This window comes from Fimbriimonas sp. LA-C6, from assembly GCF_055398105.1.
The window spans coordinates 2,443,907-2,456,037 of the sequence record NZ_AP038796.1 but is presented as its reverse complement, the minus strand read 5'-3'; the positions used below and the strand labels follow the sequence as shown (position 1 = coordinate 2,456,037).

The window sequence follows — 12,131 nt, the reverse complement described above, 5'->3', positions numbered from 1 at the left end:
GTCCCTCAGGACACAGTCTCACCACCAAATGTTATGAATTAGCAAAGGTTATGTAAAGGAATCAATAAGGAGTATGAATCTTCATACTCCTTATTTCTCGGCGGTGCTTATTGGCAAACTTGCATGACGCGCTCTGCGATGGTGTGATTTCCAAACGGAGGCATTAGGTAGAGACCCTGTGCGGAGCGGCGGATGACGCGAGTGAGGCTTTGAGCTTCTTCGATGCCGATTTCGAGTGCGGAAGCGTCATCTGGGGCATCGGCCATTCGTTTGCGGAGTTCGTCTGGGATTCGGATACCTGGGACTTCATTGTGCATGAACTCTGTGTGTCGTTGGGATCGGAGGGGTAGGACGCCTACAAGCACGGGGAGTCCAAGTTTCTCGCACGTTTCTACGCATTGTTCCGCGATGGCAACATCGAAGACTGGCTGGGTGTAGACAACGTCTGCTCCTGCATCTGCTTTTCGCTTAAGTCGATCGAGTTCTAAGGCAGGATCTAAGGCTAGAGGGTTATAGGCACAGGCGATAGTAAAGCCACATTTCACGCCGACCGAATAACCGGCTAAGTCGATACCCTCATTAAAGCGTGAGAGGATTCGGCAGAGGCCGATGGCGTCAATGTCGAAGACGCTCGTGGCGCTCGGGTAGTCGCCGATGTTGGCTGGGTCTCCGGTTACTGCGAGGATGTTTCGAATACCTAGGGCGTGCGCTCCGAGCAGATCGCTCTGGATGGCGAGAAGGTTTCTGTCTCGGCAGGAGAAGTGCATGGTGACTTCGATGCCTACTCGCGTTTGGATCAAAGTGCAGACTGCGGTGGGGTTCATGCGAAGGCGTGCACGGGCGCCATCGGAGATGTTGATGACATCGGCGCCTGCGATCTTGAGGGCCTTGGCTCCGGCGAGGAGTTTTTCGATGTTGAGTCCGCGTGGCACATCGGTTTCGATGGCGATGACGAACTTCTTGCCGAGCTTTTGGGCGAGTTCGCTTGGCTCTGTGGTCTTGAGAGGAGCTTTTTCCTTTGTTTCTGCCGTTCCAGAGGTTCGCGGTTTGACTTTGACTTTGCCTTGGTCGAGGAGGAGCTTGAGTTGGCGAATGTGCTCGGGAGTTGTGCCGCAGCATCCTCCGATGATGGTTGCGCCTTCTTCCACGAGCCTGAGTGCGGCTTTTGCGAAATAGTCTGGGGCGGTGTCGTAGGTGACTTGTCCCTTGACCAGTTGGGGCATGCCTGGTGTTGGAAACGCGATGACGGGCATGTCGGTTGCTTCGCGAATTTGCCGAACGAGATCGAGCATTCTCTGGGGGCCGACGATGCAGTTTGCTCCGACGGCTGCTACATCCATGTCGGCCATCTCTTTGGTGCAACGGCCGGGGAGTCCTTCTGCGAGCATCTCGCCGTCTTCGATGTAGGCTTTACTGACGATGATGGGAAGGTCTGTGAGTTCGCGGATGGCGTTGACGGCGACTCGTAGCTCGCCGAGGTCGATATAGGTTTCTAGGACGAAGCCGTCAACCCCACCTTCGAGCAGCGCTTGGGCTTGTTCTTTAACGGCATCTGCAACTTCGGCGGCGGTGATGTGTCCGATGGGTTCCATCGGTTTTCCGACTGGGCCTACTGCTCCGAGGACGTAGCGGTCTCCAGCGGCCTCTCGTGCAAGTCTGGCTCCGGCTAGATTGACGGCGGTGACGTCTACGTTGTGAGCGGCCATTCGGAACCGATTTGCCTGAAACGTGTTGGTTTCGACAAAGTCGCTTCCGGCATCGAAGTAGGTTTTGTGGACTTCGCGCACCAGGTCGGGCGCGAGGAGGTTTGCCAACTCGTAGGGTTGGTTGTTATAGCCTCGCTCTGACAAACAGGTTCCGTTTGCACCGTCGCCTACTAGAATGCCATTTCGAATCGCGTCAATCAGACTCACTGCATCAGTATATCTGTGGGGTGTTCTCTCACCTGGAGAGGAACCGTTCCACCTCTGAATCCCCTCAGTCTGTTAGGCTGTTCAAGCGATCCTACTAATGATGCGTGGGTACCCCTCAAGCGAACGAACTTTCAGAGTGTTCAGAATTGTAGGTTGAAACAAAACGGCTTAGGAGCCGTAGAATCGGTGACGTTGCCGTCAACGAATGAGAAGATTTTGATGTCTGAATCCCAAACTCCTCTAGTAGATATTCAGAGCACCCCCGATGAGCGAAATATCGCCATCGACAAAGTTGGTGTGCGCAAGGTGAAGTATCCGATCCACGTTCGCGAAAGGGACAATGGGCCTCAGCGGACGGTCGGCGAGTTCACTCTCACCGTTGATCTGCCCAAGGAGTTCAAGGGGACTCATATGAGCCGGTTTCTGGAGGTCTTAGGGGACCACAACCATGATGTGAGTCCTGAGACCATCCCTTTGATTATTCAGCGGCTGCAGGAAAAGCTCAAAGCTGAAACCGCGCATCTTGAGGTGAAGTTCACTTTCTTCCGTGAGAAGGCTGCGCCTGTCACTGGGAAGACCGGAATGATGGGCTACGAGTGTGGTTTTGTGGCGGCTGGTGGGGCGCAGAACAGCTTTGAGCTCCTGCTCACGGTGCCGGTCACCACTCTATGTCCATGTAGCAAAGAGATTTCTGATTTTGGTGCGCACAACCAGCGCGGTTACGTAACGGTGCGAGTCACTCCGAAAGGTCTTCTCTGGTTAGAAGATGTGATCGACATGATTGAGGGTGCCGGTTCGGCCCAGCTCTATCCTGTTTTGAAGCGCCCCGATGAGAAGTTTGTGACGGAGCAGGCTTATAACAATCCTCGGTTTGTGGAGGATATGGTGCGCGAGGTTGCTGTTGCGTTTGACAAGCACCCAAACGTTGCTGGTTATGAGATTGAGGTGGAGAATCACGAGTCGATTCATGACCACAATGCCTATGCCTATCTGAAGCGTCAGAAGCCTTTGGCTTAACATTTTCATGTCTCTATCAGGTTCGTATTCGCTTGAAATGATTAAGAAATTCGAAAAAAGTGAATTGTTTTGAGCGGCGTCCGAACTAAACAATGCTGAAATCCGTTTTATATGTAGGTACGCGATAGACGTACCAGCGGTAACAACAAGCAGCTCGATCCCAGCATGCGCAGCACGCGCTCTGGGATCTTTTTTTGTTTAATGTTCTTGTTTATGCCCCGTTTTCACCTTCTCCTGAAAACTTAAAACTTGTCCAACCGCGTAGAATAGAGATAGCACTATGGCTGCACAAAGAACGGTTGTTGTCGTGGGTGGAGGCCTTGCAGGTCTTATGACCACAATGAAGCTTGCCGAAGCCGGGCATAAGGTAAAGCTTTTTAGTCTCGTCCCTGTCAAGAGATCGCACAGCGTATGTGCCCAAGGGGGCATTAACGGTGCGGTGAACTTGAGAGGAGAAGGTGACTCTCCCTACCTTCACTTTGAAGACACCATCACAGGTGGAGACTTCCTGAACCACCAGCCACCGGTTATGCGAATGGCCGAGCGGGCTCCAGCGATCATTTACCTGCTGGACCGCATGGGTGTTCCTTTTAACCGAACACATGAGGGCTTGCTCTCGTTCCGCCGGTTTGGTGGAACCCTGAAGCACCGAACTGCTTACGCGGGTGCTACTACGGGTCAGCAGTTGCTGTACGCATTGGATGAGCAGGTTCGACGTTGGGAAGCATCGAACAACGTTGAGAAATACGAAGGCTGGGAGTTTCTCGGAATCATTAAGGATGAGAACGGGAACTGCCGAGGCATTACCGCGCAGAACCTTCGCACCATGGAGATTCAGGCTTTCGCAAGCGATGCGACTGTTATCTGCACTGGTGGAAACGGCCTGATCTTCGGTAAGTCCACCAACTCCATTATCAATACAGGTTCTCCTGTTTCGATCTGCTACCAGCAGGGTGTTACTTACGGAAACCCTGAGATGGTGCAGATCCACCCGACTGCGATTCCCGGTGAGGACAAGTGTCGCCTCATCTCCGAGTCGGTTCGTGGTGAGGGTGGTCGTGTGTGGGTTCCACGGGATCCGATGGATGCGCGCGATCCTGTTTCGATTCCAGAAGCTGAGCGATCTTACATCTGCGAGGAACTGGACTCTAAGTACGGCAACCTTCTGAGCCGCGACATTGTCAGCTTTATCATCTACTGCACCTGTCGAATGGGTCGCGGTGTGAAGAACCGACAACAGGTTTATCTGGACATCACCCAGCTTCACCAGGATCTTGGGGGGCCTTACACTCGTGAGCAGATCAACGACAAGCTGGAAGGCGTTCTTGAGATTTACGAGAAGTTCATGCGCGAGGATCCGATCAAGACTCCGATGCGCATCTACCCTGCGGTCCACTACACCATGGGTGGTCTCTGGGTTGACTATGAACTGAATGGTGATGGCGCATGGGATGTGGACAGCCCACGCAACCAGATGACCAACATTCCTGGTCTGTATGCTGCAGGCGAGTGCGACTACCAGTATCACGGTGCCAACCGACTGGGTGCCAATGCGCTTCTCAGTTGCTTGGTGGCTGGTGAGATGGCGGCTCAGGGCGTTCAGGCTTACATGCAGAAGAGCGACGTAACTGCTTCGTCCTTGCCTTCCTCGGCCATTGAGAATGCTCAGAAAGAGAGACAGTCGGAGTACGACACTCTTCGCAAGAGCAATGGCAGCGAGAACCCTTACCGATTGCACTCCGAACTGGGTGACATCATGTGGAACAACTGCGGTATCTGGCGCGTTCAGAAGGACCTTCTCACTGCTCGTGAGAAGCTGGATGAGTTGGCAGTTCGAGCACGGCAGTGTGACCTTGTGGATGACAGCGGTTGGAGCAATCAGGCCGTTCCGTTCTCGCGTGCAGTTATCAACATGATTGAGCAGGCGAAGGCGATTGTCGGCGGTGCGATTGTTCGCGACGAATCGCGCGGTGCTCACTTCAAGATGGACACCCCGAACCGATCGGACGAGACATGGTTGAAGACCACCATGGCCAAGTGGGATCCGAAGGGTCCTGAGTTCAGCTTTGAGCCGATTGATACTCGATATATCGCTCCGCGGGCTCGAAAGTATGCGGTCAACCAGATCAGCATCGTGAAGAAGCTGATGGGCGAGAACTTCCTTGAAGGGTTCTCGGGTGCAACCGCTGCACCAGCCGCAGCTCCGGCTGCAACGACTGAGTCGCACTAGACTCTTGGTGTCTCCTTCTCCGATGTAGGTCGGAGAAGGAGCTCTTCACTTTACGGAGTTAGAACAGGAAGTCCGCCGATAAGCGAGCAGCCTTTGAAGCACTTCAGGACTCCGCTGTCGTAGGCCCAGCACATAGGTGCTCCTCCGTTTGAACCCCAAGCCGCTACTGAGTTCATCGTGATTGTTTGGTTGTTGAGGACTGACACAACACCCGTTACGACGCCATTGTTGGAGGAAACGAGCGCACCGCCGATGGCTACTGGCCGCACGTTGTATAACTCATTAGCGATAGTCACAAGCACTTGACCAAGCACTGGAGTTGATGGGAATTGTGCGCTGAGGTTTGCGCTCGGCAACGGACCAGGCGAAGGAAAATTGCCTTGTGCATTCCACGTAAAAGCCCACTGAGTGGAAGTTGCCAAAAAGCCGTTATTCAGAAACTGGCCAGCTGTCGCTCTTTCCAACGAATATCCAAGCGCCGTTAAAGACGCTCCTGCTGGGGGTGGCACGTCACTCGGACTGTCAGACACCCATTGATACGTGAACGTGTAGTAACTGTCTGTGTAGGCGGTGTAGTTGTTCTGACCTACCGGTCCTGGCGAGGTTGGACCCCAAGCAAAACTCGCCGTTTCACCGTAAAACGGAAATTTACCATCCCCGTATATGTCGAAGATACTGTTTGGAATCTGGACGGTGATCAGTGAGCGAGGTCCACGCGAAATACCTGAACCTACGACCGAGGACACGGGTGCGGTTGCGTCTGTTGCACTTACGAGTACCCAGTGTGCGGCATGAGCAGTGAAAGCTCCTCCAAGAGCGGCCGACAACATTGTAATAGCTTTAAAGGATTTGTTCATTTTGTACCACTTGGAGCTGCAACCTTGCAGCTCGCATCCCCAATATAATCACCAGTACTTGTAGTGAAAATGTCTCAATTTCCACTTCTTGCCTTAAGAACTGACGGCTCAAGAAATAGATACATTTTTCGATCTTTGGCGAGAGGTAGCGTTGTGGTTTCTTGTTAGTTCGGTACATTCACAGGGGTTGGAGAAGCAGTCGTGAGTGAAGTTGGCATCATCAAATGGGCATCAATAGCTGCTGTTCTCATCGTAACGGTCGGTACGGCTGAAGTTTGTTTTCGGATGCGTTCCAAGGATGAGCTTGCTCAAGGTTTAAGAGACTTATCCAAACGCGACTATGCAGCCGCGTTGCCTCACATTCGCAGAGCGGCAGAAGATGGGTCTCCTAGAGGGATGTACTTGTTTGGGTGGATGCTGGAGAAGGGTGTGGCCACCTCAGCACCCAGACATGCTGAGGCACTGAGTTGGTTCCAGAAGGCGGCCGATTTGGGAAATGGGAATGCGATGGCCAGCCTTGGATGGCTGTATCACACTGGGAAAGGGGCCGTTGTCAAAGACGATGTGAAAGCGGTGTTTTATTACCAAAAGGCGGTTAAGGCTGGGAACCGAGAGGGGATGGCTCTTCTTGGCTGGATGTATGCCAATGCGCTAGGTGGGCTACCGAAGGATGATCAGCGGGCGGTGTCCCTCTACCAAACATCTGCGCATGCGGGCTCTCAACTTGGCATGTGCTATCTTGGGAACATGTATGAGCAGGGGCGGGGAGGTCTGCGGAAGGACCCTACCATGGCGGTGTACTGGTATAGAAGGGCATCGGTCAAGGGCAGTAAAGGTGCCTCAAAAGCTCTTAGTCACTTGGAAGATGTTCCAGAGCTCAGATAGCTTGTAGCTTGGCGAGGGTTTCTTCTGAGGTCAGGCCGTCGATTCCGAGAGTTTTTTCTCGGCTGGTTTCACCGCGGACAACTGTCACCCGTGACGGTGCTAAACCGATTTTTTTGGCGACCAGGGCGCAGACGGCGTCGTTGGCCTGTCCGTCGGTTGGGGATGCCATTACCCAAACGCGGACCTGGCCTTCGACGACTTCTATCTTGTTTCGGCTGCTGCGAGGTGTGACTCGGACCTTGATTTCGCAGTTAGGCACTTGCGATCTGCACCAAGGCCGCGTCTGGGGCGTACTCGATCTCCCGTTTGGTGCGATCCAGGAGGGCTGTGTACTCGTCTACAAACCGTCTTCGTTCCTGTTTCAGGCGTTCTAGTTCCCAGCGCAGTTCACTGACACCTTGTTGGGCCGCGACGCGCTCTGCTAGGGCGGCCTGACGGGCCTCTTCTAGGATAAGGTCAGCATGTTTCTGCGCCGTTGTACGGACGTCGTCCGCTGTGCGCTGTGCGGCTATGAGAGCCTGCTTGATGAGAGTCTCTTCTTGCTGGAGCATGTTGATCTCCACGCGTTGTCTTTCGTTTTGCTCTCTGAGTGCAGCGTTATCTGCGATCAGTTTCTCAATCGTGCGGGCAGCTACCAGAAGAATCTCGTCGACATCTTCTTTTAGGTAACCCCTAAAGCTCGTCCTGAGCTTGGCGTTTTCCAAGTCAATTGGCATGATGCGATCCATCGCGTTCACCTCGTAGAGATTGTACGACAGATCGCCCCGTACAGTTACGGTGGTTAGCTGCCCTTTGCGCCTATTTTCTTGGTAACACGTGCAAGGTTCGATTTTGCCTGGCCGTCTTGCGGGTACCGGGTGAGGTAGAGGTTCAGGACTCTAGAGGCGTCGGTGAGCATGGATTCGCGCTCGTAGGCCCTGGCTAGCAACCGGTAGTTGTTGGGGTGGCAGCCTGCTCTCTTGATGATGGGCTCAAGGAGCGCGATCACTTTGGTGTAAAGCTTCTTGTTGCTGTAGTAGGTCGCTTCTGGGAGCGATGCGTCTGGATCGTTTGGATTGCTTCGTCGATAGCGGATGTAGGTGGCGAGTGCCTCGTCCCAACGCTCGACGTTTTCCTGCATCCATCCGAGGTTGGTCCAGACTTCGTAGTCTGAGGGATAGACCTCTGCTTGGAAACGGAGAAGTTGGATGCAAGCGGGGAAATCGCCATCATCGAACCAGGCATCCTGTTGGGTGCCGATGCGGTTCATGACGGCGGACCAGATTGCATCCACTCGTTTTTGGGCAGGCGCAGCGTTCACTACCGAAACACAGCCGAACAACGCTAAACCTAAAGCCCATTTTTTCATTTACTTCGCCAATTCCTCGTCTACCAATTCCTGCACAGTCTTTGGATTTGCTCGGCCTGCTGATGCTTTCATCACCTGACCCACCAAGAACCCTTTTACTGTAACCTGACCTGCTTTGAACTTCGCGACGATTTCTTCGTGTTTTCCAAGTGTGTCTTGAACAACCTTCTGAAGTTCGCCTCGATCCGTGATTTGAGTGGCTCCACTCTCTTTCACGATGTCCGATGGCATCCGGCCAGTTTTGAAGGAAGTTTCGAACACTTCTTTCGCAGTCTTTCCGTTAATCGTGGCATCTGCGATCAGTTTAGTTAGATCTACCAGGTGTTGTGGCGTGATTTTGCTCTCACGAGCCGATAGTCCCGTCTCATTGAGGAAGCGTGCAAAGTCGGAGTTCATCCAGTTGCAGATCATCTTGGGATCGCCACCCAAGTTGACGGCTTCTTCAAAGTACTCCGCCCAGTTCACATCCGAGATGAGAAGATTGGCGTCGTACTCGCTGAGGTTGAGGGACGTTTGGTATCGCTTCGACTTGACCAGCGGCATTTCCGGTAGCGTCGCTCGGAGGCTCTCGATGTAGTCTTCGGTGAAGACCATGGGGAGCAGGTCAGGGTCTGGGAAGTACCGATAGTCGTTTTCGGCTTCCTTGAGACGCATGGCGTAGCTTGCTTCTTTCTGCTCGTTCCATCCACGTGTCTCTTGGAGCAGCGTTCCGCCGCCTTCGAGAGTCGCAACTTGTCTTCGAACTTCGAACGCCACACCGAGTTGAACGCTTCGGAATGAGTTGAGGTTCTTGAGCTCTGACTTGGTGCCGTATGTTTCGGATCCTTCTAGTCGAACCGAAATGTTGGGTTCGCAGCGCAGGGAACCCTCTTCCATTTTTCCATCGCAAACGCCCAGGTACAGGAGGATTTGGCGTAGCTCTGCGAGGTACTCCTTAGACTCTTCTGGGGTGGAGATGTCGGGTGGGAAGTCGGTGACGATCTCCATGAGGGGAGTGCCTGCACGGTTGTAGTCCACTCCGCTTCCGCCTGAGGGAAGGTGCATGAGCTTTCCGGTGTCCTCTTCCAGGTGCACGCGTCGAATGCGTACGCGCTTTCCGCTGGGGAGGTCTAGATAGCCATGGTAGCCCAGGGGATTGGTCTCGCCGTACTGGCTTACCTGGTAGGCCTTGGGAAGATCGGGATAGAAATAGTTCTTTCGGTGGAAGATGGATCGCATTGCGATCTTGCAATTCAGCGCCAATGCTGTTCGCAGAACCATTTCGATAGCTAACTTGTTAGGTACTGGGAGTGTTCCTGGTAACCCTATGCACACCGGACACGTGCGGGTATTGGGCTCGCCACCGAATGCAACGGGGCAGCGACAGAACATCTTAGATCGGGTTGCCAGCTCGGCATGGACTTCCATGCCTACGCTCGGAACGTAATTAGCCATTGTGCTAGGCTGAATATACCGGGCATTGGGGCCTATTTCGTAAGGTTCGGGCCTCACAATAGAGAAAGATGCAAGCACCACCTGTCATTCCCCCTCCGAGACAGCCGCAATTGCCGAGGCCGAAGCCTCGGAACCGCAAGGTTGAGCATGCCATTTTTGGGTCTATTTTCTTGGTTTTGGGAATCGGCATTGAGTGTACGGGCAAGGCACCTGTGCCTTTTTATCAGGTATTTCAGCTAGTGCCTATCGCTATAGGGTTGGGGATTGCAACGGCTATTTTGCGTAACAAGCACGAGATAGCAGGAGTTGTGTCTCTTGTTCTTCTCGAAATTGGTGTTCTGATTTACACCGTTGTGGTGTTCTGTTCGCTGCTACCGTTGTTTTTGCTGGGGTCAGCTCATTTGTTCACGCTTTCTCTTCTCCTCTGGCAACGCGAGCAGAGCTGAAAAGAGAATGCAACCTTAAGAGGGTCGAGGGCGTTCTTATTTCATGCGTACTTTATGTGTTGTTTCCGCTTTAGTCGTTGCTCTGTCCGTGGTGGGTTGTTCTAACCCAGAGAAGGCTCTTGTTGGCAAATGGAAGGTGAATCTAAAACAGTCCACGTCTGGAAAGAAGAGCGACTTAGACGGATTCAGCAAGGGGTTCATTGATGCTATGCAACTTGAGCTCAAGGACGACAAGACTTTCAAACTGAATGTGTTCGTCACGATTGACGGGAAATGGTCTCTGTCCGGCGACACGCTTACGCTCAAGCCTGAGAAAGTTATGGGCATCGACCTTAGCGACAAGAAGGCCATGCAGAGCAACGGGATCACGGTGAAAGCTGGCTCAAACGGAAACCCGAGCGACCCTATTACTTTCAAAGTCGGTTCTGGCGGGAAGACTCTCAAGCCACTGGATGCTAAACCGGGCACACCTGACATGGAATTCGTCAAGGAATAGCCGCATACTGCAAGTATGCAAGTTGAGTTTTATAAAGCGCTTTGGGGAATGGAGAGTTTGTCTCACGCCCAGGCGCTTGAGAAGATCGAATTATCCAATTACGATGGGATTGAAGCTCCCCTAGGACTTCTCGGGGAGGTTCGTGAGCTTCATCAGCTTAAGACCATCGGGATGTCCTTTGTGGAGTCGATAGACCAGTTCAAGCGTGATCTGGACATCGCGGTATCGATGGGCGTGCAGCGGCTGACCGTTCATGCTGGAAAAGAGTATTGGAGCTTTGAACAGGGAGCGGCATTTTTTGGTGATGCGCTGGCACTGACACCGGACTTGCCGTTTCCGGTGGGCTTTGAAACCCATCGAAGCCGATTGCTGTTCGAGCCTCAATCGACTGCCCGCTATTTGAAGGAGTTCTCGGCGCTACAGATCACGGCGGACTTCAGCCACTGGACTTGTGTTTGCGAGTCACTCCTTGCAGGGCATGAAGAAGCGTTGGAGCTGGCTATGCTTCGGACCTCGCACATTCATTCGAGGGTTGGCTTTGAGGAGGGTCCTCAGGTGCCAGATCCACGTGTGGAACCTTGGCTCGGATATATTCCTACGTTTGAGGCTTGGTGGGACCGCATTCGCGATCTCCACAACCAACCGGTCCTGACATGCACTCCCGAGTTCGGACCTCCTCACTATCTGTGGACCAACCCTGCTACAGGGGAGCCTCTGGCAGATCTGTTCGATGTGTGCACGTTTATGCGAGATCGGCTAAAGGCTCGCTGGGCTTAGTTCGCCTGTATCCACGCCCTGAAGTCTCCTAGGGTGTGGCAGAGCACGTCGGGTTCCATGGCTGCGATGAGATCGGGTTCAGCTGTGGACGCCCAGGCGGCACCGACTGCTAGGCAACCGGCAGCTCGAGCTGCACGTACGTCTGATGGGTGGTCGCCGATGTAGGCAACGGTCGAAGGTTCGATCTGCCAGATATCGAGGATCTCTCGGATTTTTTCGGGCTTGCACGGTCCGTGCTCGCAGCCTGCTCGCATCTCGCTGAACCAATCGCTTAGTTGGTGGTGATTCAGAGAGATCTTGAGGGTGTTCGGTCCTTTACCTGTGACCAGCCCGAGGAAGTAGCTTTGATCTTTTAGGTCGGACAGAAGCTCTTCGACCCCTTCAAAGGGCGTTGGAGCTAGGTGGTGCAGCGATTGGTAGTGGTGGAAGTAGCCTTCCAGACACTCGGCTGGTGCGTGGGGTACCAGGAGCTTCACGGCTCCTTCTTCTGCGGGGCCAAATGTGCTGATGATCTCTTGATCGGACACGGGACGGCCTAGGAGAGGTTCGCTTGCCGCGCGGAAGGCGGCGATGCAGAGCGGCAGGGTATCGGCCAGTGTGCCATCGAAATCGAAGATCAGCCCTTTTAGCATGTGCGCTGAGGTTACCGACCTCAAGGGGTTTCAATCTATGCGCTGCGCTCCTGAAGTTGAAGGCACACGACTGCTCTTAACTGTGTCTTGACATCT

12 protein-coding genes are annotated in these 12,131 nt (G+C 53.5%); 5 read left to right on the top strand and 7 right to left on the bottom strand.

Annotation, left to right across the window (positions count from 1 at the left end; all coding sequences use genetic code 11):
• Positions 1-107: 107 nt before the first annotated feature.
• On the bottom strand, positions 108-1,913 hold the full coding sequence (locus tag ACZ51B_RS11430) for a bifunctional homocysteine S-methyltransferase/methylenetetrahydrofolate reductase (RefSeq protein WP_464293457.1): 1,806 nt from the start codon (positions 1,911-1,913) through the stop codon (positions 108-110).
• 153 nt (positions 1,914-2,066) lie between these two features.
• Here ACZ51B_RS11430 and folE2 point away from each other — a divergent pair, with 153 nt between their 5' ends.
• Positions 2,067-2,930: a GTP cyclohydrolase FolE2 gene (gene folE2, locus ACZ51B_RS11425; protein ID WP_464293456.1), complete on the top strand. Its 864-nt coding sequence runs from the start codon at positions 2,067-2,069 to the stop codon at positions 2,928-2,930.
• Positions 2,931-3,210: 280 nt separating this feature from the next.
• Positions 3,211-5,160, top strand: a complete 1,950-nt coding sequence (gene sdhA, locus ACZ51B_RS11420; protein ID WP_464293455.1) for a succinate dehydrogenase flavoprotein subunit — start codon at positions 3,211-3,213, stop codon at positions 5,158-5,160.
• A 50-nt stretch (positions 5,161-5,210) separates the two neighbouring features.
• Here the strand turns inward: sdhA and ACZ51B_RS11415 are convergent, their stop codons facing one another.
• Positions 5,211-5,990 (bottom strand): hypothetical protein, encoded by a 780-nt coding sequence (locus ACZ51B_RS11415; protein ID WP_464293454.1) that lies wholly within the window; start codon positions 5,988-5,990, stop codon positions 5,211-5,213.
• 228 nt (positions 5,991-6,218) lie between these two features.
• Here ACZ51B_RS11415 and ACZ51B_RS11410 point away from each other — a divergent pair, with 228 nt between their 5' ends.
• Entirely contained in the window at positions 6,219-6,902 is a 684-nt protein-coding gene (locus tag ACZ51B_RS11410; protein ID WP_464293453.1) for a tetratricopeptide repeat protein, read from the top strand.
• Here the strand turns inward: ACZ51B_RS11410 and ACZ51B_RS11405 are convergent.
• The 4 genes from ACZ51B_RS11405 to gatB all read right to left on the bottom strand — a co-directional run bounded on the left by ACZ51B_RS11405 (position 6,895) and on the right by gatB (position 9,684).
• The gene (locus ACZ51B_RS11405) at positions 6,895-7,161 is read right to left on the bottom strand and encodes a DUF167 domain-containing protein (RefSeq protein WP_464293452.1); all 267 of its coding nucleotides are present in this window, start codon (positions 7,159-7,161) and stop codon (positions 6,895-6,897) included. The two genes, ACZ51B_RS11410 and ACZ51B_RS11405, sit on opposite strands and share 8 nt — an antisense overlap.
• Positions 7,154-7,618 (bottom strand): DivIVA domain-containing protein, encoded by a 465-nt coding sequence (locus ACZ51B_RS11400; RefSeq protein ID WP_464293451.1) that lies wholly within the window; start codon positions 7,616-7,618, stop codon positions 7,154-7,156. Before ACZ51B_RS11400 ends, ACZ51B_RS11405 begins: the two co-directional genes overlap by 8 nt.
• A gap of 65 nt (positions 7,619-7,683) precedes the next feature.
• A complete protein-coding gene (locus ACZ51B_RS11395) occupies positions 7,684-8,250 on the bottom strand; it encodes a hypothetical protein (protein WP_464293450.1) in 567 nt (188 codons plus the stop codon).
• On the bottom strand, positions 8,251-9,684 hold the full coding sequence (gene gatB / locus ACZ51B_RS11390; RefSeq protein ID WP_464293449.1) for an Asp-tRNA(Asn)/Glu-tRNA(Gln) amidotransferase subunit GatB: 1,434 nt from the start codon (positions 9,682-9,684) through the stop codon (positions 8,251-8,253).
• A gap of 489 nt (positions 9,685-10,173) precedes the next feature.
• On the opposite strand from gatB, the gene ACZ51B_RS11385 reads away from it, so the two are divergent.
• Positions 10,174-10,626 (top strand): lipocalin-like domain-containing protein, encoded by a 453-nt coding sequence (locus ACZ51B_RS11385; protein WP_464293448.1) that lies wholly within the window; start codon positions 10,174-10,176, stop codon positions 10,624-10,626.
• A 15-nt stretch (positions 10,627-10,641) separates the two neighbouring features.
• On the top strand, positions 10,642-11,403 hold the full coding sequence (locus tag ACZ51B_RS11380) for a sugar phosphate isomerase/epimerase family protein (protein WP_464293447.1): 762 nt from the start codon (positions 10,642-10,644) through the stop codon (positions 11,401-11,403).
• Here ACZ51B_RS11380 and ACZ51B_RS11375 read toward each other — a convergent pair.
• The gene (locus tag ACZ51B_RS11375; protein ID WP_464293446.1) at positions 11,400-12,035 is read right to left on the bottom strand and encodes an HAD family hydrolase; all 636 of its coding nucleotides are present in this window, start codon (positions 12,033-12,035) and stop codon (positions 11,400-11,402) included. The two genes, ACZ51B_RS11380 and ACZ51B_RS11375, sit on opposite strands and share 4 nt — an antisense overlap.
• Positions 12,036-12,131: the final 96 nt, after the last annotated feature.